Origin of the sequence: Halotia branconii CENA392, assembly GCF_029953635.1 — a bacterium.
Lineage (GTDB): Bacteria > Cyanobacteriota > Cyanobacteriia > Cyanobacteriales > Nostocaceae > Halotia > Halotia branconii.
In genome coordinates this window covers 5049053-5072286 of sequence record NZ_CP124543.1, presented here as the reverse complement: position 1 = coordinate 5072286, position 23234 = coordinate 5049053, and the positions used below count along the sequence as shown (strand labels likewise).

The window sequence follows — 23234 nt, the reverse complement described above, 5'->3', positions numbered from 1 at the left end:
AAAAACTTTTTGCAAGCGTTACCATTAAATCATCCATACCAAAAAGCAACTCTTGAATTAGTTTACAACTTGCGCGAAAATTTGAGAGTAAATCAAGAATTATCAGCAGATGATCAAGAGTTAATTATGCGACTAGAACCACTTTATCAAAGAGACAGAGAACAAGCTGTACAGTCAGGAGAGCAACGTCTAGTTCTACGCCAACTCAATCGTCGTATTGGTGAAATCGATGCGTCATTAATCGAGCAAACTAAAGGCTTATCAATTGAACAATTAGAGAATTTAGGAGAAGCATTATTAAATTTTTCTAGTGTTGCTGATTTAGAAGCTTGGTTAAACCAATAATATTGAGATATACCTGTATCTTTATCAAGATAAACTTGAGAAAAAATCGTCATTTTTGATTTAATCTAGCTTTAATCGCTGGATGTACTAATTCATCAGGGACATGATTGCGCTCAATATATTCATTAATTTCTGCTTGATTATCTAAGTAAAAACTCAAAGCATCAAAGACTTGCGCTAAAGTTAAATTAGGTAAATGTAACGGGATTTCTTCTGGTCTAATACCTAAACGCCAATTTTCCACAATTGCTCTCACAGGTGTTCTAGTTCCCTTAATAATCGGTTCACCCGATAAAATATCAGGCTGTCGGGTAACATAGCGAGAGTTTGTTGTAGTTGTCATATTAATAAAATTTTTTGCAGTATCTGGTGTTTACGTATCACAGACTAAATTGAATACGATGCCTACGGCGAGTTAAACCTATGCATTTTAATTGTAAGCGCTGAAGAGCGACCGCTATTATTCAATAATGCGATCGCTGTAAATCAACAATACACTATGTAGCTATGACTTCACTCACCAACAAACTTTGGTCATCAATGCTATATCGTTGACTCTTAAGGTTACAATATTAAGTCTTAAGGCTATAACGTGAACCCTTAAAGCCAGAACATTCAGGCTTAAGGTTATAAGATGAAGTGTTAAAGCTAGAACATGAAGCCTTGAGGTTTCAAGATAGAGGCTTAAGATTAAAGCGATCAGCGTTGACTACATTACTTCCAGCTCACTTACTACCAAAAACTCTCAATTCTCGAAGCTCATCACCTTCCCGCCGACTCCGCGAAACCCAATTTTGAGCATCTTCACCAAAAAGCGGATAGGAAGCCATACCTTTCAAATCGCTCCACTTGCGTTTTGCTTGCGCTTGAGTGACGTGTTTTTTTACACGCTATACTAAATGCCCCATCACTGTCAATTGCTCTTCTGGAGTCAATTGCTCAATCTCGCTTAAAATTTTTTCAAGTGACGGACTCATCAAGCTGACCTAAACAATTGCGGTGAATGATACGAAATATTGTACTGTATTCTATAAGTTAAAGATGCGATTATAGTTTTTTCAAACTCTGCGATCGCTGTTAACTATGAAGTAAAGATGCGCTCAGTGATTAAACTCAGAGAAATCACGGGTATAAATAAAAAAACTACTAAAAAAACTGCGCTTTTTGCTGAACTAAAATCCAAGTTAATTGAGACAAAATAACATTGTAAAGCTTTTAAAGATGTAAATATATGCCTCGAAAAAAACGTGGTTCCCGAATTATAGAAAAAGCAGAGTTTAGAGTTGCGGGACTAAAAGCTATTGACCCTAATATCAGTTTTGATGATAATTGTAACTTGCAAAACCTGACACAATTAATCGAGCAAGTTCAAAAAATGCTTGATGATTATAATGCTGCTATAGCAATGGTTGACTCTTCTAAAATCAAACTGGATGCGATGGAAAAAACGTTAAGTCAGGTTTCTGATAAAATGGTAATGGGCGTTCGTTTCAAATATGGCAAAAACAGCAATGAATATGAACTTGCAGGTGGTGTTCGAGACAGCGAACGCGTCCGTAAAAGTAGATTGACACGCTTAAAATCTAATACAGAGAAAGTATCAAATGAAAGTCCAATAACCGCCTAGTAACGTTGCGCGATAATTTAAGCAAGTTTGTGAAAATTCAAGGTTTCCAAATCCCTGATTTCTTTGACAAGTCGGGGATTTATTTTCTCACGAATGAATCAGGACTGCTATATAATGAGACTTTGCATGAACCCAGAACTTCTGCAATCTTAAAATTGAATGACTAGGTTTATACATGATCAATTTGCCAAAGACTATCTTGAAGAATTATTAAAAGATTACGGAGAAGTCAAAGCATCAGAAAAAGTTTCAGGAGAGATTAAAGAAATAGATGTTTTATTCACTCCAGCAAAACAGCAAAACTCTAATTTACAAATACTCGGTTTGCTAGGAAGATTCGCTGAACATCCTGCGATTATAGAACCATACCGCAATCCAGTTTCTATCGATGAAATCTGCGACTGTATTTTAAAATTGCTAGAAATAAAAGCTTCTCTGCGACGAGAAGCTAAAGCTAGTAAAACCAAACTTCAAAACTCAGAAATTCCCAAATTATGGATTCTTACACCTACCATATCTGAAACTCGATTGTCTAGCTTTGGAACTATCCAAAAAGCAGGTTGGCTATCGGGAGTACATTTTCTCCCAGATGCCTTACGAACAGCAATTGTGGCAATACACCAACTACCGCCAACACCGGAAAGAAACATTATGGTTGAGGCTTCTGGGTAGGGGAAACGTACAATCACAAGCAATTATCGAGTTGCAAGCGTTACCATTAGATTATCCATACCAGAAAGCAACTCTTGAATTAGTTTATAACTTGCGCGAAAACTTGAGAGTAAATCAAGAATTATCAGCAGATGATCAGGAGTTAATTCTGCGACTAAAACCACTTTATCAAAAAGATAGAGAACAAGCTAAAGAAGAAGGAAGACAAGAAGGAGAACAAGACTTAATACTGCGTCTACTCAATCGCCGTATTGGTGAAATCGACGCTTCATTAATTGAGCGAATTAAAGGCTTATCAATTGAACAGTTAGAAAATTTAGGAGAGGCATTATTAGATTTTTCTAATGTTGCTGATTTAGAAGCTTGGTTAAACCAATAATTTGTCACTGACGATAATTTACAATACATTCTGCTTTTAACACGGTAAATTGCTCGGTTTCTAAAACTGAACAGTGTTTCGTTAACTTTGCTAATGCTGGCGTATTATCTTGTTTTAAACTGCTTAAAGCTTCTTTAAAAGCTGGTTGAAAACTTTGCAACCAAGTTTTTTTAGTCAAATATTCAGGTTGAAAGGCCGTATTTTCTACCAACCAAAAACTTATTTGATACTTTTTAATTAGTTTTTTTGCTGCTACCAAATCTTGACTATACTGGGCATCAATCAAATCAGAGGTGCGTTGGCGAATCTGGGAATAATAGCCCAGATGAAAAGGTAGGGCATATTCTCTACCCACTAAAATAGACCTTTGAGCAAAAGTCGGGATATTATCAGCTTCGTCAGCAAGAGTTGCAATTAGAATATCTTGGGGTTGCTGTAGGAGAAATTTATAAAGAGATACTTCTCCAGATTGCCTGTAATCGGTTGTAGGGAAGCGTCCGGAAAAATTAGGATAAAAAAGCAGGATTACAGCTAAAGTTACTGTCAATATTAATTGCAAAATTTGAGGTTTTTGCTGATAAACACGCAAAAAGCTATCTAACACAGTAGTTAAAGCAATACCTGCGGCTATAGCCATAACAATACGCAGCGTATGAATTGTATAACGGGTAGGAAAAAACAGTTTGAGCAGTAGAGTATGGGCAGCAAAAAATAAAGTTAAGGATACTATGATGATTTGAGGTAATATTTTAATTTGAGTTTTAATTAGATTAATTAACGGAAACCGGGATGAATATTTAACTACTAATGGTAATAATAAACCCAACCAAATTAAGGGAGGCATTAACGGTGGCAAGATGCCGCTATGTTGCCCTATGAACCAAAATTGCCAAGGATTAGGATCAAAAAAAGGATGCCGTCCTCCTGGCCAAAACTCTGGCATTTTCCAGGCTTGAGAAGCGGTGACAACTGGTCCAAATTCAACAGAAGCGATCGCATAAGGTAACATGACTATAAATGCTAGTCCCAGTATGGCTAACACCCACAAATAATGACCACGCGATCGCATGAATAAAATTCCCAACGAAATTAATATTAATGGAGGGTAAAATAGACCTTCTAGCACAATTATGAAACAGATTATTAACCAAGATTTACGCAATAGATAGTATAGAAATGCTAACAATAATGAATAAACAAAAGCCTTAGGTGTCGCAGAAACCAAGTCACTTTTGAACCAAAGACTTTGATTCAGTAACAAAGTACTAATAAATCCCGCAAGTGGTACTGGAAAAATTTCCAGACACAGCCGAAAACAATAAATGCTGGTAATTAATCCTAAACAAATAGGCAATATTTTACTCAATAACAAAGGAGTAACACCTAAACTCGCCATCATTTTGTAAATAGCAGCAAATCCTAATGGCGTGATTGATTTAAAGTAATCTGCAATTAAATCATGGGGAAATAATTCTGGATTAATAAACCGTTGCATCCAAAATACATACTCTCGTGCATCATCTTGAACAACGTACTCACCTCTAAAAGCTTTTTGTAATCCTAAGATGCCATAAAATACTGCAAATACTAAGCTTATAATTAACCAAAATAAAGTTTGTCTAGAAAATTCTTGCTTGTGTTCAGTAGATGTTTCGTAAATAAAAGCAGTTAAAAATCTATGCACTGAATAAAATAACAAATAACTACAGAAATTTACTTAATTATATTTACAGCGTTTTTCAGATGAATAGACCACAGTGAGCAAACTAACCCCAAACATCGTCGGATGAGATTCAATACTTTTAGGTTAAGGATTATAGCGGTTTTCTGATGAATGAAATACACCACTCTAGCCCCTAGCCTCTAGTTCCTAGCCTCTTTTTTTTCTGCAACCGAGAAGCGCTATATGTGTTAAGTTATCAAAGCAGCGAGGTTAAATGTTGGACTGCTCGTGATTCTGTGGCAGGAACTGCAATATTGGTGCAAATCTCAGAAAAACTTAATCTGCTCAATCAAATAAAGATTTTCTGCACAAATTGCAAATTGCGAATTGTCGTTATAGATTATCAGGGTCAATATTTAATTCTCGCAATTTAGCGGCTAGGCGCTCTGCACGTTGCTTTTCTTGTTCTGCAAGTTGCTTTTCTTGTTCTGCACGCTGCGTTTCCTGTTCTGCTAATTCCTGTGGTGTCGGCACTAACTGTCCTTGTGCTGTAAAATAACGTAGTTGATTGTCCTGCACACCCAAATATAAATCTAACTGCTGACTCCATAACCAACCTTGAGGATTCGGTTCTATTGGTTGGTAATTCCCGTCTACTAAATGAAACCCCACAAATTCCAAATTATCCGGATCAAACCAAAAATACTCTGGTGTGCGGAAGATATCTTGGTAGATTTGTTTTTTTAAGCCTTTGTCTGTGGCTTTTGTAGAAGGCGAAAGTAACTCGACAATTATATTTGGATATTTACCATCTTCTTGCCAAATCACCCAACTTTTGCGCGGTTTACGATCGCATCTTAGCACGACAAAAAAGTCTGGACCGCGAAATTCTTCTGATTTAAGTTGACGTTGGCTATAGTAAATTGTCAAATTTCCCGCCGCATAAAAGTCATTACGGTTTTGCCGCCACAATTCTAAGCATTGTAATAACAGAATAATTTGGCGTAGATGTAAATCGCTTTCCAATGGTGGTTCGTGACTTTCTATATCTCCTGGCGGAAATATTATATCTTGTACAGGTTCTAATTCTTGGGCAACTGACATGACTTTATTGGGGCTAGAGATCAACGGTTGCAGGTAAATGTACAAATGTAATTATTATCATAATCTTAATGATTTATAGTTATGTGCAATCAATTACTACTCAAAAACACACTTCTGTGCCACCTTCCAATAGCGAGAGAACCGTTTAAGATCAATATAGCCGTCATACTCAAAAAACGGCTCCACCTCCAACACTTCCAACTGTAAAGAACCCTCAATTTCATTGCAGATATCATCAAACCTCGGACTAGGACTTGCTGCTGTTGCCACTAAATCCGCGTGATGTTCTTGGGCAAAAGCTATAACTTCTTGCGCCACATTACCACGGCGAATGATAACAGGTAACTCTAGTAAGCATTCATAAATAAACGTGATGCGTTTAAGACTCAGTTGCCACTCTTCTATCAAAGCTTCATCCCAAACCCAGATTGCTGGGGCATCGGGGTATTCTTGTAATGCAGGGTTGTAGGGACTAAGGCAGTCTCCATGTACCCAAACTATTGGTTGATTCATTTTTTACCTTTTTTGCCACGTTGCCAACTTTGACTATTGGGTTTTTTAGTAAATTCACCTTGGGGAAAAAGTCGCTGTGATAATTCTTCATAACTGCCTTCAAAATCACAATGACCGTAAAGGGGGCATTTTTGGCAATAAACGCCTTTAGTATACCGTTCTAAGTTCTCGCGGTTAAAAAAATACGGTTTATGACTAAAGGTGCTGGCTACCCACTGCCATGACATATTATTACTGGCAGGATCACCATCTAAAAGATGTTCCAAAAACCACTTAGCTCCTGTTTGCCAGCGGATGCGCCGCCAATGGACAATGTAAGCTGCTAACCACATGCGGATATGGTTATGCAAGTAACCAGTTGCGCGTAAGTCATGGCTGAAGTTGTCGATGCACACTCGCCCTGTAATGCCTTCTTTGATATCTGTGGGTAAATCTGGTGTGTAGTCTTGACAAGTGTAGCCAGTTTTGTATTCTTCTTGATCTTGCCAGATATCTTTGCCTAGCTTGGCATATAAACGCTGCCAATAGTCGCGCCAAGCTAATTCGTTAATTAATTTAGTGCCATCTTCAAGATTGTTTACCTGTTTAAGTACATAATCTCGAACTTCTCGCAGACTCAAAACACCATAACGAATGTAGGGCGACAGTCTCGTAACTGCACCTGTTAAAAAATTACGAGTTTTACTATATTCTGCTGCATTCACTTTTTGCAGTGCTTGTTCAGCAGCTTTACGCCCACCAACAACTTTGCTGATGTAAACATCACGTTCTGCGGCTGTGGTAAATTCCTCACGGAGGTAGGTTAATAACTGCTCACGATTAGTAAATTCACGTAGCATGTTTTTGGAGTTGGACATTTATTACGAATAGAAATATGGGACAGTAATTATTAGGCGATAACTTCGTTAAGCTTCGCTAACGCAATCTCTCAAGTTCCCATTATGAGCAATATTCCTGAAGTTGGACAACCAGCGCCTGATTTTTCTACTCCTGACCAAAATGATAATTCAGTTACTCTGGATGATTTTAGCGGTAAATGGGTCATCCTCTATTTTTACCCCAAAGATGACACCTCCGGCTGCACTACGGAAGCTAAAGATTTCACGCAACTGTATCAAGACTTCAGTACCCTAAACGCAGTAATCCTAGGCGTAAGTCCAGATTCCGGGAAAGCCCATTGTAAATTTATCGACAAACATAACTTGTCAATTACTCTTTTAAGTGATTTAGAACATCATCTCATAGAAAACTATGGTGCTTGGCGCTTAAAGAAATTTATGGGAAAAGAATATATGGGTGTAGCGCGCTCAACTTTTCTGATTTCACCTGAGAAAATTATTGCTTATGCTTGGCCAAATGTGAAAACAAAAGGACATGCCCAACAAGTTTTAACTAAATTGCGAGAACTTTGTGAACAACAAGATCCCCGACTTCTCAAAGAAGTCGGGGATCTGAGCCTCTAGTTTAATTAACCTAAGCAATAGATATTTTCTTACTCAGCAGAATACACACAGTCACTACTAAAAAAGCCAACTCAGCTAATAAAAATGCACCTATTGATGTGATTCCTATTTGTTTCATCAACAAAGATATGATCGCAGTTCCTCCAGCAGTACCACCAAAATATAATCCTGTACCTAAGCCTGCCTGAATAGAAGGTATTTTAGTTAATACTAAAGAAATCATACTAATAAAAACTAAGCTAACGCTGACACCAAAAGCAAGTATTAATCCTATTGCTAGGATATTATTATCATTCAATAATGTTAATCCCATCAAACCTGTCATTGAGCCTAAACCAATCAATATAGATTTATTAGCACCTAATTCTGCTGTCAATTCTCCCAAAGGTACTGAAGCGATCGCTGACACTAAAAGTATTTCCGAAACAATAAAATCTACCTGGAGTCCAGGCAGCTGAGTTTGCAATTCTTGAGGAAATATCGATATTAATAGATTAACTTCAATTCCTGTCGCTAAACCAATTACAAAAATTAAAATCAACAGCAATTTAGGAGCTTCCGCAGACATAACTGGATTTAAGATATGGGGATCAAAAGCATGTCTAGGAGTAAATAACCGCAAAATATATGCTCCTAAGACTAAAGTGATCGCTCCTAAAAGAAAAGTAATTGATGCACCCATACTATAAAGTAAGGTATTTCCCATTGAAGCAATAGCTGCTACTAATCCAAATACGAACACCAGAATGGCATTAGCTTGGGGTAATTCGGCTACAGGTGCAAATTGCGTTAAAAGTGCGATCGCTGGACTACGAAAGCTGCTCATGGCTATCACCCAAGCAGTCATTAACACTGGTACTATCCAACGTGTACCTACTGGAAAATTCTGTTTTGCTAACAGCGAAACAGTGACAAAAATTAAACTTGCCAATACTACCCCGACACTAATCATTGGCAAACGGCTACCCAAGCGCTGCTGGATATGATCGGAAATTCTGCCAATCAAAGGTTCCATCACTGCTGTAAGTAAACCCTGTATTATTCCTAGCCAACTTGCCAGTTCGACAAATTCTAGTCGTTGTAAAATTTTGGGCTGATAAAATCCATACACCATCCAACTGAAGATAATCGCTGCTAGTAAAGCGGCTAATCCCCAAACTTGTCGCCATAAAATCTCAGGGCGGGTATTGAAAGAGTTAACCATAATCTTGCCTTACTTTCCTTAATAGGTTATGCGATTGTATGACAAATCGCATTAGCAAAATCGCATTAAAAATTGCATAATTTTAAGCTTAAGATAAAATACTTTGTGCAAAGTAAAACATGTTGATAGCGATAATCCCAGTAAATAGTAGTAATAAACTACGAAAAACGTTGTCAAAATTATATTGTTACAAAATAGTGAATATTTCTCTCATCTGAATAAATATATATACTTTTTATACTTGTATCGCGTAGTAAAAATAATTGATTTCCAGCAAAAATAAACATTATTATGCATTTAACATCCAAAACATCCATAATACAGATGTTTTAATCCAGTTTCTAAAAAACTAACGCTACGGTCAAATTAAGGTTATGACTTAGGTATTAACTTTACGATACTGATAGTTAAGTACATAACATTCTCAAAAGAGCTATTTAGTATAATCAATGTCAATTCCAATGCTAGTAAGCTCTTTGGTATAAATGATATAATTATTTCTTATCATTTCTTTATAGATAGCTATCTGAGTGTTATTTAGTTATTAGCTCTTTTATTAATTAGACGTTGCTAAGTGTTAAACCTGATACCTTTTCTTAGTAATAGGACTTACGTACTAGTGACGAAAAATAATCAGCCTTTGCGATTACTACTCTTAGAGAAGCCGCTAACACGTCTACGTTTTACTGATAATGACGTAAAGTCGTAATCTTTGCGTAAATCCTGATATTATTTGCGATCGCCTTTATATGAAGCACATTCAAGCATGATTGAGAAAATTTTTCAACTACTGCTAAGAGTATATTTGATTTCATTTTGAAACTAATAAAAATACTATTTCCGATATGATTTATGTTTAATTAATTAGTCGTCTCAACAATTGCTGTCATAATCATTCATTTTGCAGATTAAATCACCTAATTTTGAGCATAATCCTTTATTTTTTGTTTTAGTCTTTCTGATATATTTTCAAAATCTCTTGTGTTTATCAAGTACATTTACTTCATAGTAAGGTACAATAAGCATTACTCAAATTCTTATGAGTTACAAGCATAACCAAAGCATAAATTAGCCATAATTATATTAGTTTGTACTTATCAAATAATTTTGTATTGTTTATCCAGTAATATTACGGCTGTTTATGTAAAATATATAATTTTTTAATATATTAAAATACATTTTCCTCCACTGGCTGATCTCATTGAAATCTAGCTGTTGCAAGGGTGAGTCCGTAATTTTGCGCCAAAATACCAAGCTTAATGTACTGTGTGCTGTTGATACTAAAAATTAGCCTGTTAGATAGGGGATCGTTATTTTGTATATTAGTAATCAATAAGTTAAAGAAATACCAATTTTATAATTTCTTTGTTATTTTGTATTTAACGGGACAGTTATTCAGCATTTGCTGAGTTTAAATAACAATTAGTTCAACTATATTACGCGCAAATCTTATGCCAATTACTAACTTCGTGCTTGCCCTAATTACGTTCATAGCAAGCATACAAATGATTGGGATAGATTGCATAGGAATCATCAGAATCCACAACAAGTAGTTTATCAACAAGGGAAACCTTACTTACAACCATGCTCAAGACAAAACGTCAACATATTATTATTCCTGCTTTTATTAAGTCATTCGGGGTAAGCCATCAAGCAGCTAGTCAAAATCAATTGGCTCAACCTCAATCTGATATATTGCAACCTTTGCGTAATTGGCTAGACGAATTGGAAGTTCAAAATCGTAAATTTGCTCACTTTATTGCTAAATTCATTCCTGCTCAATGTCCCTTTGAACGCGATCTAATATTATTTGGCCGCAAAATAGCTCATATTCCGCCCATGTGTAAGCTCAATCCATTATATGAGCAGTTTGTAGGCTTGCGTTTTCGCGCTTTGTGTTATTTAGTAGATCAGTGTGGAGAAGATATCCAATCTTACTGCTGAGCGTCAACCGAAAAACACGGCATGGAAATTAAAATTGAGCATCAACCCAGTCAAGAACGTCTCAACCAGTTGGGTGTGTTCAAATGGGCAATTTGGCAAAAAGAAGTATCCAAATTTCCCTGGACTTATGATAGTCAAGAAATTTGTTACTTTTTGGCAGGTGATGTGGTTGTTACGCCTCATGATGGGCAACCAGTGCAAATGGGTAAAGGAGATCTAGTTACTTTTCCCGCTGGAATGTCTTGTATATGGGAAGTGAAAAGCGATCTAAAAAAGCATTATCGCTTCGATTAGTCAAGAATTAAGAGTTATTTCCCGCGTCTTTGTGCTGTTGAACGCAAAGATCTCAAAATTTAATCTGCACCTTGATTATAAGGAGATTCGCAACAAGCGTCATAGACTAAAGTTGCAGTGTTGGTATCCCTTTTGGCAGGGTTATTTAAAATCTTTCCCTCTGCTCTCCTTCGGATTCGCCAGTCCAACGCCAGTCGCTCCTGGGGAGCCACTGCGTTGCGGGGGTTCCCCCCGTTGAAGCAAGTGGCATGAAAACCACGGCAGTTCCTACAAGTCGGCGGCACTTCCTACAAGTCGGGGAACCCGCCCAACGGAGTGCCTTGGGAACCGCAAGGGCGGACTGCCTCCCCATGACCCACAAGGGGTGCGGCAGTCGCTTTTGGGGGAAACCCCCAAGACCGCGCTGCCTTACCGCGCTGGCTCACCTGCTCCCTGCCTCTTCTGGTCATTCCTCCACTCATGAGCCAGGAGGTTCATAATCGTGTTAGTGGATAGTTAGAAACATCAGATGCTTTCTAGCAGACAAATGTTTCCACTTACTACCATTATGATGAGGATACTGATTAAAAATGTTACTACATTTAATGACCTGGCAGGAAGTTGAAGCCTACATAAAGCAGTCGCAGGGGATTATTCTTCCTATTGGTTCTACAGAACAACATGGCCCCACAGGCTTGATTGGCACTGATGCTATTTGTGCAGAAGCGATCGCAGCTGGTGTGGGTGAAGCAACTGGTGCGATCGTCGGCCCTACAATCAATGTTGGTATGGCACTGCATCATACAGCCTTTCCCGGTACAATCAGCCTGCGTCCCAGCACTTTGATTGCGCTAGTGCGAGACTATGTAACTTGTCTAGCAAAAATTGGTTTTACTAAGTTCTACTTCATCAACGGACACGGCGGTAACATCGCTACCCTTAAAGCTGCGTTCTCAGAAACTTATGCTCATTTAGAAGATTTGCAAATTGCCAATGCTCAACAAGTGAAATGTCAAGTAGCTAACTGGTTTATGTGCAGTTCTGTCTACAAGCTTGCGAAAGAATTATATGGGGATCAAGAAGGTTCTCATGCTACCCCAAGTGAAGTAGCTCTTACCCAGTATGTTTATCCAGAGGCGATTAAGCAAGCACCTCTCTCAGCAGAAGTTGGAAGTGGACACAAAATTTATGGTGCTGCGAACTTTCGCCAACGTTATCCAGATGGACGCATGGGTTCTAATCCGGCTTTAGCTACCCCAGAACACGGTAAGCAGTTTTATGATTTAGCAGTTAAAGAACTCAGCAATGGCTATTTAGAATTTTTAAATGCAGAATAATTACTGCACAGTTAAGAGACGTAATTTTTCTCGCGTCTCTTAACTCAATAATGGATAGGCTGAGGTAAAAAGAAGCAGGGGAGCAGGGAGCGAGGGGGAAAGGCTGGGACGGAGTTTTTACTTTGCCTAAATTCGAGCGGGGCTTGTCTGCGACACGCTACGCGAACATACCCATGTTCCGCTTTGTGCTTCACGTCTTTGTGGCAGGGCTTGCTCCCCCTGCTCCCTGCCCCCTGCCCCTCCGCCTCTTTGGTGAGGTACAAAGCGCCACAAACGATATTCTTATCTCTATTTGCAGCTTGCGATAAGTTCTATATTGTAGAAAGTCCCTGGTTTGGGATTAATTGAACGTAACTCTTGGATAAAAGCATTAAATTTTCTATTGCTTGTACCAAAGCCAGCTTCAGCACAAGCAGATAAACCTCCTTCAATGGGAATGGGAGATCCGACTCTGGGACTATATACAATGAATTTATCAACAGTGCCAGTACCAACTGCAAACCCGATAACCTTGCGAATTGTTCGCAGAGCAGCATTATCCAAGGAACCACCAATACTACCAATACTGATATTAACCGCACGACTTTCAGCAAAAGCCGGTGCGCTAATTGACAATACTACTCCGACAATCATGAAACAGGTGAACTTCTTCATTTTCTTCTCCTCCAAAAAAATTGAAAAACTAATACAGAGGTTTCGACATGGATGAAGTACATCACAAACTTTACCATGTAAGCTTTTCAGACATAGTGTTGTACCTCACTCGACTGAAAATCTATGTAGCTAAAAAATGTGGAATAACTGTTTATTATACTGTCATTGTACTTTTTTAGTGTATCTAAGTTCAGTAGCTCTTATAGAGTAGGGGTCGGAATCCTGTTCTGTACAAAATCTTCTGTTTCCTGCTTTCTTCAAATTGGATAAAAGATAATAAGCTATTATTTAGAATTGATTCATAAAGAGAATCTAAAAAAGATCCAATCTACCTGGGAGTAGGCTGTAGCCTAGGTCGAGTCTAGTTTAATACCCATAGATGAGCCGACTGCCCACGATTGAAAATCCGCATAAGTGAGTCCTAGTCGTCGGGAAGTATTGATTAACAAAAGTGGTGTGCAGAAAAATTATGATGAAAACGTTAGCTCAAAGTTTGACTGGTATTGAGGCTAGGTTACAAATCGATTGGGTGTTGGTCAATACCTGCTTACAGTTTGCGATTTGGGCGTTCATCTCTCTATTGCTGGCTGAAATATTAAGAGATAGCTATCATGTTTTGTGTCATCAAGTTAGTTGGTTGGCTACATGGCATAACAAGCATCATGCGGCGTATCGCCGAGATTTATCAGTGGTTTCCCTTAAAGCTTACCAAGAGTCTCAGCTGTACCACGATATTTTAGAGTCAATTCTCTTAGTAATAGTTTTAACGATAATTGCTTTAGTTGTTCCCAAAATGGGTCTATGGCTGGGAGTAGCCTATGCTTGCGCTTTTTTAGTGGGTGCATCTCTGCGATATTTTCAAGGGAAAATTGATACAGACTACAACCATCTACCAGGCCCTTTAAAGACAATTCCATCCGTTTGGTGGGTGAATCGGTCTTACCATTGGCGGCATCATTTTGATGATGTCAATGCTTACTACAGTGGTGTTTTTCCCTTTGTGGATAAAATACTTGGTACAGGACTTTCTCTTAAAGGTAAAACCGTGGCTTTAACTGGAGCATCAGGCGCTCTAGGGCAAGCGTTAACGGCTGAACTCCTCAAGCACAATGTTAAAGTGGTTGCTTTGACCACTAATCCGGAAAAATTAGCAACGCACACTCAGTTGAAAGTAGTTCCCTGGCAGTTGGGTCATGAAGCTGAACTGAGGGATAGTTTAGAGAAAGTTGATATTTTAATTGTTAACCACGGAGTAAATGTTTACGATGACCGCACACCCCAAGCAATTACTTCTTCTTATGAAGTGAATGCTTTTTCTGCATTACGGTTAATAGATATATTTTTGGCTACAGTAACTGGCCCACAAGCAAAGGCAACTAAAGAAATCTGGGTAAATACTTCTGAGGCTGAAGTGTCGCCAGCTCTCAGTCCGCTGTACGAACTTAGCAAACGGACATTAGGGAATATTGTGACTCTCAAGCGATTGGATGGAGATTGTATAATTCGCAAGTTAATTCTTGGTCCGTTTAAGAGTCCACTAAATCCCTATGGAGTGATGTCAGCACAGCAAGTAGCTTATGGCATCTTGTTTTTGGCAAAAAGAGACTACCGGAATATTATTGTAACGATCAATCCTCTCACGTATTTGTTATTTCCTTTAAAGGAAACTAGTAGTTGGCTATATTACCGAATTTTTAGCAAAACAGCTAAAAGTCAATAGATTTTTTGTATAATCCTCTTTTATCAATATCTTCCCTAATTTACGAAAGTAAGTTGATGTATGAACTCCCATATCTCCAAAACTGGACAAAAACAATAAGTCCTAAAAATTCCTTCCAGGTTTCTCATACCAATTTAAAGAATGATCGCTACAGATGTTGGTTGGGTTTCGTCCCTCAATTCAACACCTCAAAGCCTTATAGATGTTGGTTTCAATTCGTTTAAACGCCACTTCACTCAAGTCGGGAAACCCGCCACGGCGCTGGCTCCCCTTAAAAAGGCTACGGTGTACACACAAGTCTTTTAAACGAACCGTATTGATATCTCCTGTACCTTTTGCTCGTCACCGGATATTTAAACAAATCAAATTAATCAACAATTATATTAATTAGCTTTTATATTTCCTTTACTTAATTGTTACGAATTTCACATACTTTTTCCGGCTTTGATTACAACTGATAGTAGTTTGAATGTAAGTGAATAAATTACTTACCATCTACCATTGAGCTAGAAACATAATTCGTAATTCGTAATGACGCTCTGGTGCAGACGTTACAAGTAGCTTGTTTCCTCATAGGGGTACGCAGACTCGCTCTAAGCGCAACTGTGCCGCAGGCTTTACGTATTCGTAGTTAAGAAGATTAAATTTTACCTTGGTTTTTGGGTTTGCATCTGTTGCTTGATTTTGGAAAATTGCTGTAAAACGTTAAATTCAATTAATACTTAGTTCAAGGGATACATTTTACTTTAGCTGAAGCTAATCTAAAAAAATGTATGTAAAGCCTACTTAATAAACGCTTATTGGCTGTTATCTCGTAATGCGAAATACGTATGTCAGAAGTATTTTTGCTACTGATGGGCTAAAGCCAATAGTCTGCTGAGAATACTTGAGTTACTGTTAAATTATCCAGATTAGCAAAGGATACAGAAAATCAAATTGATTTTTGCAATACTATTTCCTGACAATCAGTTGGGTCAACCGCTTTGCAAAAGTCAAAAGTCAAAAGTTATTTTGCCATTTGGCAAGAACATCACAGGGTCTACCAGGGCAAAGTGTAATTTGATGAACAATAGCTTAGCAGATATTGGGAAATTAGGACTTAGGGGTGAAGAATCTCTGTACCAACTCAAATGTGACAGCTATTATTTATCTGAACAGTAACTCATAAAATTTCGTAGTGAATACCGCAAAGGATATTCGCAAATTTTGAATGCAAATATTAATTTTATCTTGAAATCCGTCCCACCCAATGAAGACACTACCCATTAGTAGATATAGATTTTTCCAAAAACTCCAGCCCTTATCACTGTTAAAAAAAATCACTGGTAGGTCTGTTACTGGCTGTTTGCAAGTATTTAGCACTTCAGGTTCTTGGTCAATCTATGTAGACGAGGGTAAGCTAATTTATGCCTGCTACTCAGAGAAGATGTTTGAGCCGCTTTATCGGAACTTGCAAAAACTGAGTCAGCAAATTTCTACTCTTCCTCGCGGGATTCACGAGCAGTTGCAGGCGATATTTGAAACTGGGATTGAAAATCAAGCAATACCAAACCCTGATTATCTGGCCATTTGCTGGCTAGTGACTCAGAAATATATTAGTCCTTCTCAAGCCGCCATTCTGATAGAGCAATTAGCACTAGAAGTTTTGGAATCGTTTTTGGGCTTAGAAGAAGGGAGCTATGAGTTTATTCCAGAAAGCTTTTTGGATGATATGCCAAAGTTCTGTCATCTGAATCTGCGCTTATTAGTCGAACAGTGTCAAAAGCCTTCTCTACATACAGAAAATGTCTATTCGTCACTGGAATTAAGTCAGCGATCGCAGTTATTACGCCCAACTCAGCCACGAACTCAACCCAAGCCTGAAGCACCAGCGTCTAGAACAGAATCTTCTCAAAGATTTTTGTCTCAACAAAATTCTGCTGTTGATAGTGGCTACCAGCAAACTTCTGCAACTTCTATTAATAAAAAAACTTATACTATATTCTGTATTGATGACAGTCCCGCTATATTAAATGTCATTAAAAACTTTTTAGATGAGCAAATATTTACCTTTATCGGAGTTACGGATTCCCTAAAAGCGTTGATGGAAATTCTCCGTACCAAACCAGACATGATTTTATTAAATGTAGATATGCCTAATTTAAATGGGTATGAATTATGCTCTTTGTTACGTAAACATTCACATTTTAAAAATACGCCTGTGATTATGGTTACAGGAAAAATCCGGCTGATAGATAGAGCCAGAGCTAAGCTTGTCGGAGCTTCAGGTTACTTGAAAAAGCCTTTTACACAAGGAGATTTACTGAAAACAGTCTTTCAGCACATTGTGTAGTTGAATTATATAGCAGAAAGAATTGGTCAGTGGTTAGTTGTCAGTGGTCAGTTGTTATTCATCTTGCTTCTCCTGCTTTTTTTACGTCAATGCTCAAACTGGACGACACCTAGACAAAATACTTTGCATATTTACTACTTGTCCAATTACTGCGATCGCAGGGGCTTCAAATCCTGTCTTTTCAACTTGCTCAACAATTGTCTCCAATTCACCAATTAATTCTTCTTGTTCGGGTCGCGTACCCCAACGCACTAAAGCAATTGGTGTCTCTAAACTTAGTCCAGCTATACTTAACTGTTCCACAATATAAGGTAGATTGTGGATTCCCATGTATATTACAATCGTTTCGGAACCGTGGGCGATCGCTTGCCAATTTACTTGTGGACGATACTTACCCGCTGACTCGTGACCTGTAACAAATGTGACCGATGAACTATGCGATCGATGGGTTAAAGGTATGCCTGCGTACGCTGGAGCCGCTATCCCCGATGTAATTCCCGGCACAACCTCTACAGATATTCCTGCTTTGACTAAATCTGCCATTTCTTCGCCACCACGACCAAAGATAAACGGGTCGCCGCCTTTAAGCCGCACTACGATTGCATGATCCTGGGCTTTTTCTATTAGCAGATGGGTTGTTTGTGCTTGTAAGAGTGAATGTCTCCCCATCCGCTTACCAGCGTTAATTTGCTCTGCTTGGGGATTAATCATTGCCAGAATTGCCGGACTAACTAAGGCATCATAGATAACTACATCTGCACATTCCAACAAGCCTTTGCCTTTGAGGGTCATTAATCCTGGATCTCCTGGCCCCGCACCGACTAAATAAACCTTTCCCAAATATTTTGACCCCTCTTTTTCTTTGCAGTTTACGTGTATAGTATCAATTCCCAAATTAGATCGGCTAATTCTGCACTTGCTCCCAAAGGTTGAGCCAATTGGAAAGTCACAGTGGGGAAATGTAATTTTAACTCTTCTACTGACTGGGCGATCGCATCTGTGATGCCACCTGTGAATAGAAAATATGGCAAAATTGCAATTTCCCTTTTACCAGCCGCAATTAATTCTTTTACCCGCGATTCTAAACTACCAGATGTAGCCCAATAAGCGCTGACTGCTCCCAGATTCGCCGCCATTGTTTCCACTGGTTGTTGTGAGCCAGGACGGCGGCTACCATGAGCTAAAAGAATCCATGCTTGTGTTTTGATAGTAGCCATTTGCTTTGTCAGCAATTTCTCTAAACCAGGTTTACTGCCTAAATGTGGTTCCAGGTCAATTATTATATCTTGACCAAAAGTCTGTTGTGCCAGTGCAATTTCTGTTGGTATGTCTGTCATTACATGAACTCCTGGTAGGAGAAATAGCGGGATGATTTTCAGGCGATTACACCCGCCAGCCAAAGCACTTTGAGCAAATTTCGTAATCTGCTCGTGCAGAGGCTTAGAACTCATTTCTAAATAAGCTATACCGACAATATTTTCAGACTTGGGTGGAGATATAGATTTTTGCAGTTTGTGATTCACTAGCCCTGCTAAGTGCTGCATAGCAATTTCTGGGCGTGGGTCACGACTTCCGTGGGATACCAGCAGATACGCTGATGACATTAGATATTAAAGCAAACAGGATATGTTTTAGTCTAACAGTACCCTATTGTTAAAAACAGTTTTTGTTTCTAGCCATCGCTACACTCCACACCCTGTTTTATATCAATTACTGTGTCATCCAAAACTAAATGTAGATTATCATTTACTGAGAATGCGATCGCCCTGTACCTAATTAATTCTAGAATTTCCCCTGGCTTCTTGTCTTATTGCTGTTCAGCGGTGTAGGTATAAAAGTTATTCAATGCCCCTACTGTTTCAAATTTATACGAAGGTATCCAATTACTCAGCTTGAAATCTGTACGATAAACACTAAAAAAAATAAAATCTTGTCTTTGCGTAGTCAACGCCAGAACTTCTTTCATCCGGGGGCTAGTTGAATCTACCATTTTGTCACAACTTGAATGTATTAGATTTTCTATCCACTTTGATGTTTTCTTACAAACATCCTCTTTTAAGTATTGGGTCAGTCGTTGTACTGCATACTCTTCATATTCAGCTTGACTAGGATTAGTTTTGGCCATTGTCACACCTAATACGGCTAGTCCTGCTACTCCCGTATATGCCATAATTGTCAAGGCTTTCATGTTTTCTAACTGTGATTCATTGTGGTCATTAGGCTCTCAAGACTCTAGATTAACTAAGTCCGTTCCTGGAAAAAACTCTTGATCCCTTCCCCAAAAAATTGTATAATCAGGATTATTGAATGGCGAGCGTAGCCAAGTGGTTAAGGCAGTGGTTTGTGGTACCACCATTCGTGGGTTCGAGTCCCATCGTTCGCCCTATATTATCACCAACAATGTGGCATTGATCTAAAAACATAGAGTCTTTGCCACAAAAAATAAATCCCATTTAAGTAGAAAGTTGGTTTTTCAGCTATTTTGTCAAGAAAATTATTATGTTATCTTATAGAATTTTTTATTTATATAAGTAAAATTGCTTTATTCACATTAGGATAACGGTTTTACAAAAGATAGTTTAAGAAATTCAATAATGGAGCAGATATGATTAATCTGCTCCCAAATAAATCTTGTTGAACGCACAGACTAGTGTTAGAAAATTCCTAAAAGAATGATGAAAGTCAGCCCACAGAGAGCGAGTAGAGAGATAATCAAGATATTACCTATACTGTGGTCAGAAGGTGCTAAATTTTGTGTGTTGTTAGCCATATTAACCGGCCTTATTTATATTAAATTTTGTGACAAAATTGCAGCGGTGAATAAATACTTTGCTGCTTCTTTAATTATCGACTACTTCTTAATTAATGCCTTGAGCGATCGCAAATCGTAATCTAAAACTTTACCGATGGTAAATAGTTGGTAGCCAGCTAAAAATAAAATCGATGACGCCAAAATTACTAAAAGATTAACTGACGCGAATATATTACCAGTAAATATAATTACTGCAATCCCTAGGGCTATTAAAATCCAACCTAAATTCTGATTAACTCGCCGCTGAAAAAGCACGAAGACCCCAGCACAACATAGCAAAATACCAGGAATACGAAATAAAATCCCCACTTGAATATTTGCAGTTAAAATGACAACGGCTGTAACCATTAAAGCCAAGCCTACAAGCTTCGTTGTCTTATCTACCGTAGCTTGTCTATTATTCTCGGTAATTGGAGATTGAAATCTAGTAGAGTTAGCAGTAGGAATAAAGTTTTGTGGATATTCTTGTTGATTTTGAAATATAAATGTGACTTTTGCACCTTGACCAAGGTCAATTTTATCTCCTAACTTCAATTGGTAAGGAGTTCTAGGTTCAAGCTTGACGTTGTTAAGAAATGTTCCATTAGAGCTTTCTAAATCTTTAATAAAATAATTATTTTTTTCTACATTGATTTGTGCATGGATGCGAGAAATCACATCAGCATCTGGCAAACTAGAAACATCAATATCAGGTGGACTTTGGTCATTTGGTTTACCAATATGAACTACAGCAAAATTTGCTGGTAGATCAAAAGAAGTATTAGTTTGGACATGCAATAGCTCTAAACTCAACCCTGTAGTGTTCAATTTATTGAAATTTTGCATGGCTTGTTTTTTGAATTTCTTTAGCTTGTCCTAAATTTAAACGGAGTATATATAGCAGTCCTAATACTAATTTACGTTCTATTGTAGTAGTTCAAGGTTGATGAGATTGCTTCCTTCCACTTTGTTCCAGTCGCAATGACGGAAGGAATACCATATTTGACTGTAACTTGGTATCAATCATCAAAAGGTGACGGAAACCTACTTCTTCTCTTTCAGAGACGAGTCTCGCGAACGAGGAGTGTCCGGAATAGTTGGCCTGTCGCCGTCAGGTGTCAGTAGTCAGCGATGCACTGAGTTTCGACACTTCGACAGGCTACTTCGACTGCGCCCTTCTCTACGAGAGGCTGCACCAACGGCTACTTCGACTACGCTCAGCAACCAACGCTCAGGCTAAACTCAGCACAAGTCAGTGCAGCGCTGCGTGGCAATCAAGTTTCGACTACGCTCAACTGCCGCGAAGTCGAGATTCAACTACCGCTAGCCGAAGTGTGGTGAATAGCAAAAACAACTAACAACTGACACGAAATCCCGCCCCTTCCAGGGGTGGGATGAGCTTAACACTGTTGAAACAACTCCTCAAAGCTTTTAGAGGTAGCTTCTGGTTTAGCAACAATCTCAACAATTTTATTGCGTGCAGCGGGTTCAAGTAGCGATTCTACGCAAACTTGGGCGACTTTTTGCCGAGGAATACTACCATCGAATAATGTATCAGCACTCTGCATCACGATCGCATCAGTGTTATCTTCATTTTTTAGCCCCCCAGGACGCACAATCGTATAAGTCAGACCACTTTTTTGGATGTATTCCTCTGCTTGTTTTTTCCAAACCAAAATTAGCCAAAACAAGTTCAACGGATGGAACAGCTTAGAAGTACACAAAGAAGAAACCATGACAAAATGCTCAATTCCCTTAGATTTAGCGATATCCACTAAATTTTTAGTTCCTTCAAAATCTACTTTATAAGGGCCTGTAGGGTCGAAGCTAGGTTTTGCTCCAGTAGCGCACAGCAAAACTGTACTGTCTCCCAAAGCAGCGTTTAGGCTTTCTGGCTTTAATACATCGCCTACTACCAACTCAGCTTCAGGAGGCAAAATAGCTCTAGCTTGCTCGACATCCCTCACCAAAGCTCTAACAGGAATATTCCGCGCTATCAGTTCTTTGACGATGCGACGACCTGTTTCACCTGTTGCTCCTGCTACAAATGCTTTCATGATTAACGCTATCCTGGGAAACTAATATGTGACTGTTTAGTTCTTTAATTTTAGTGATTCTATGAAGTTTGTGATAGATTATTGAGTTTTAGTCAAAAATGGTACTTCATTGCTAAATGACCCAAACAAACTGGGAATTATTAATATAGACAAACGCCAAAGTATACGGGAATCTATTCATGCTTTTAACAAACGGCGAATATCAATCTTTCGATATAACAGAAACAGTGTCACCCGTAGCGTCAAACCCAGCAGCCGAAGTAACACCTACAGAATCAAATGTAGGAACACCAACCAAGTTTTACGGACGTTATAGCGACTCAATGGCAATGTGCGCCCCAAAATATCAAGTTGCTGAATATCTTGATGCTCACGCCTCATGGTTTTCGCGTTGTGCAGAACCGATGAAGGTACAACCTTTGGGTGAAAATGGTTACGCTCTGATTATTGGTCGTTTTGGCTCTTTTGGTTATGAAGTAGAGCCGAAAATTGGTTTAGAACTATTACCCCAAGATGAAGGGGTCTACCGTATTCGGACAATCCCCATTCCTGATTATCATCCGCCTGGTTACGATGTAGACTATCGGGCATCACTACAGCTAAAAGAAAATTGTACTGAGATGACGTTAGTTGAATGGGAATTGGATTTAGTAGTTGATCTACACTTTCCTAGATTTATTCAACGATTACCTCAGTCTTTGATCCAGTCTACAGGCGATCGCCTACTAAACCAAATTGTCCGTCAAGTCTCTCGCCGCTTAACTCGTAAAGTCCAGGAAGATTTTCACCAATCTTTAGATATATGCTTTTCTGGCAATTATAAAAAAAAGTGGTGAATCAAGTAAGAGGCAGGGGAGCAGGGAGCATACTTCGACTGCGCTCAGTAACCAGGGAGCAGGGGGAAGAAAAGGCAGGGGGCAGGGAGCAGGGAGAAAAGGAGAAAGAGGTAATTATTTTTCTTCATTACCCTCTGCACCCCGCACCCCGAAGTTGCTCCACTTGGTGAGGCAGCCCGGTCTTGTTGTTCCAACAAAGAGGAGCCAGCGCGGTCATGGGGGTTTCCCCCAGGCGCGACTGGCGTTGGACTGCCGAACCCGGAGGGGGAGACCCCAAGACCGCACTTCTCTTCTGCCCCAATTCCTTTTCTTCCCTATGC

21 protein-coding genes, 1 tRNA gene and 2 pseudogenes are annotated in these 23234 nt (G+C 38.8%); 11 read left to right on the top strand and 13 right to left on the bottom strand.

All coding sequences use genetic code 11. The features are described 5' to 3' along the window. Positions 1-9: 9 nt before the first annotated feature. Positions 10-345, top strand: a pseudogene (locus QI031_RS22215) (DUF4351 domain-containing protein); the annotation flags it as partial. 49 nt (positions 346-394) lie between these two features. Here QI031_RS22215 and QI031_RS22210 read toward each other — a convergent pair. Beyond that, entirely contained in the window at positions 395-688 is a 294-nt protein-coding gene (locus QI031_RS22210; RefSeq protein ID WP_281481789.1) for a DUF433 domain-containing protein, read from the bottom strand. 888 nt (positions 689-1576) lie between these two features. Here QI031_RS22210 and QI031_RS22205 point away from each other — a divergent pair. Continuing rightward, positions 1577-1972 carry a hypothetical protein gene (locus QI031_RS22205; RefSeq protein WP_281481788.1) on the top strand — a complete coding sequence of 132 codons (396 nt, stop codon included), beginning with the start codon at positions 1577-1579 and terminating at the stop codon, positions 1970-1972. 159 nt (positions 1973-2131) lie between these two features. Further along, a pseudogene (locus tag QI031_RS22200) lies at positions 2132-3023 on the top strand (DUF4351 domain-containing protein). Positions 3024-3027: 4 nt separating this feature from the next. Here the strand turns inward: QI031_RS22200 and QI031_RS22195 are convergent. The 4 genes from QI031_RS22195 to QI031_RS22180 form a co-directional block, all read right to left on the bottom strand. Next, the gene (locus QI031_RS22195; protein ID WP_281481787.1) at positions 3028-4707 is read right to left on the bottom strand and encodes a hypothetical protein; all 1680 of its coding nucleotides are present in this window, start codon (positions 4705-4707) and stop codon (positions 3028-3030) included. A 372-nt stretch (positions 4708-5079) separates the two neighbouring features. After that, on the bottom strand, positions 5080-5790 hold the full coding sequence (locus QI031_RS22190) for a Uma2 family endonuclease (RefSeq protein WP_281481786.1): 711 nt from the start codon (positions 5788-5790) through the stop codon (positions 5080-5082). 96 nt (positions 5791-5886) lie between these two features. Further along, positions 5887-6303, bottom strand: a complete 417-nt coding sequence (locus tag QI031_RS22185; protein WP_281481785.1) for a hypothetical protein — start codon at positions 6301-6303, stop codon at positions 5887-5889. Continuing rightward, positions 6300-7142, bottom strand: coding sequence for an FAD-binding domain-containing protein (locus QI031_RS22180; RefSeq protein ID WP_281486098.1), 843 nt, complete (start codon positions 7140-7142; stop codon positions 6300-6302). Before QI031_RS22180 ends, QI031_RS22185 begins: the two co-directional genes overlap by 4 nt. Before the next feature lie 102 nt (positions 7143-7244). On the opposite strand from QI031_RS22180, the gene bcp reads away from it, so the two are divergent. Next, positions 7245-7766 (top strand): thioredoxin-dependent thiol peroxidase, encoded by a 522-nt coding sequence (gene bcp / locus QI031_RS22175; protein ID WP_281481784.1) that lies wholly within the window; start codon positions 7245-7247, stop codon positions 7764-7766. Between the two features lie 10 nt (positions 7767-7776). Here the strand turns inward: bcp and QI031_RS22170 are convergent, their stop codons facing one another. Then, entirely contained in the window at positions 7777-8970 is a 1194-nt protein-coding gene (locus QI031_RS22170; RefSeq protein WP_281481783.1) for an MFS transporter, read from the bottom strand. Positions 8971-10554: 1584 nt separating this feature from the next. On the opposite strand from QI031_RS22170, the gene QI031_RS22165 reads away from it, so the two are divergent. Further along, positions 10555-10914, top strand: a complete 360-nt coding sequence (locus QI031_RS22165; RefSeq protein WP_281481782.1) for a Mo-dependent nitrogenase C-terminal domain-containing protein — start codon at positions 10555-10557, stop codon at positions 10912-10914. A 21-nt stretch (positions 10915-10935) separates the two neighbouring features. Next, on the top strand, positions 10936-11208 hold the full coding sequence (locus QI031_RS22160; protein WP_281481781.1) for a cupin domain-containing protein: 273 nt from the start codon (positions 10936-10938) through the stop codon (positions 11206-11208). A 287-nt stretch (positions 11209-11495) separates the two neighbouring features. Here the strand turns inward: QI031_RS22160 and QI031_RS22155 are convergent, their stop codons facing one another. Continuing rightward, positions 11496-11657, bottom strand: coding sequence for a hypothetical protein (locus QI031_RS22155; RefSeq protein WP_281481780.1), 162 nt, complete (start codon positions 11655-11657; stop codon positions 11496-11498). A 120-nt stretch (positions 11658-11777) separates the two neighbouring features. On the opposite strand from QI031_RS22155, the gene QI031_RS22150 reads away from it, so the two are divergent. After that, positions 11778-12524: a creatininase family protein gene (locus QI031_RS22150; RefSeq protein ID WP_281481779.1), complete on the top strand. Its 747-nt coding sequence runs from the start codon at positions 11778-11780 to the stop codon at positions 12522-12524. Between the two features lie 288 nt (positions 12525-12812). Here QI031_RS22150 and QI031_RS22145 read toward each other — a convergent pair whose 3' ends face one another. Further along, on the bottom strand, positions 12813-13178 hold the full coding sequence (locus QI031_RS22145; RefSeq protein WP_281481778.1) for a hypothetical protein: 366 nt from the start codon (positions 13176-13178) through the stop codon (positions 12813-12815). 469 nt (positions 13179-13647) lie between these two features. Here QI031_RS22145 and QI031_RS22140 point away from each other — a divergent pair, with 469 nt between their 5' ends. Together QI031_RS22140 and QI031_RS22135 are read left to right on the top strand one after the other, a co-directional pair. After that, on the top strand, positions 13648-14898 hold the full coding sequence (locus tag QI031_RS22140; RefSeq protein WP_281481777.1) for a bifunctional sterol desaturase/short chain dehydrogenase: 1251 nt from the start codon (positions 13648-13650) through the stop codon (positions 14896-14898). A 1249-nt stretch (positions 14899-16147) separates the two neighbouring features. Next, positions 16148-17230, top strand: coding sequence for a response regulator (locus tag QI031_RS22135; protein ID WP_281481776.1), 1083 nt, complete (start codon positions 16148-16150; stop codon positions 17228-17230). A 93-nt stretch (positions 17231-17323) separates the two neighbouring features. On the opposite strand, the gene cobA is transcribed toward QI031_RS22135, so the two are convergent. From cobA to QI031_RS22120, 3 genes are all read right to left on the bottom strand, one after another. Further along, positions 17324-18070, bottom strand: coding sequence for a uroporphyrinogen-III C-methyltransferase (cobA, locus tag QI031_RS22130; RefSeq protein ID WP_281481775.1), 747 nt, complete (start codon positions 18068-18070; stop codon positions 17324-17326). A 29-nt stretch (positions 18071-18099) separates the two neighbouring features. Next, a complete protein-coding gene (locus QI031_RS22125) occupies positions 18100-18834 on the bottom strand; it encodes a sirohydrochlorin chelatase (protein ID WP_281481774.1) in 735 nt (244 codons plus the stop codon). A 203-nt stretch (positions 18835-19037) separates the two neighbouring features. Next, a complete protein-coding gene (locus QI031_RS22120) occupies positions 19038-19418 on the bottom strand; it encodes a DUF4359 domain-containing protein (RefSeq protein ID WP_281481773.1) in 381 nt (126 codons plus the stop codon). Positions 19419-19540: 122 nt separating this feature from the next. Between QI031_RS22120 and QI031_RS22115 the strand changes: the two genes are divergently transcribed. Next, positions 19541-19613: transfer RNA gene (locus QI031_RS22115), tRNA-His, on the top strand. Positions 19614-20081: 468 nt separating this feature from the next. Here QI031_RS22115 and QI031_RS22110 read toward each other — a convergent pair. Together QI031_RS22110 and QI031_RS22105 are read right to left on the bottom strand one after the other, a co-directional pair. Further along, positions 20082-20867 (bottom strand): FHA domain-containing protein, encoded by a 786-nt coding sequence (locus QI031_RS22110; RefSeq protein ID WP_281481772.1) that lies wholly within the window; start codon positions 20865-20867, stop codon positions 20082-20084. Between the two features lie 554 nt (positions 20868-21421). Continuing rightward, positions 21422-22078, bottom strand: coding sequence for an SDR family oxidoreductase (locus tag QI031_RS22105; protein WP_281481771.1), 657 nt, complete (start codon positions 22076-22078; stop codon positions 21422-21424). A gap of 179 nt (positions 22079-22257) precedes the next feature. On the opposite strand from QI031_RS22105, the gene QI031_RS22100 reads away from it, so the two are divergent. Beyond that, complete coding sequence (locus QI031_RS22100; protein WP_281481770.1) at positions 22258-22914, top strand: DUF1997 domain-containing protein; 657 nt, start codon at positions 22258-22260, stop codon at positions 22912-22914. The last annotated feature ends 320 nt before the right edge of the window (positions 22915-23234 follow it).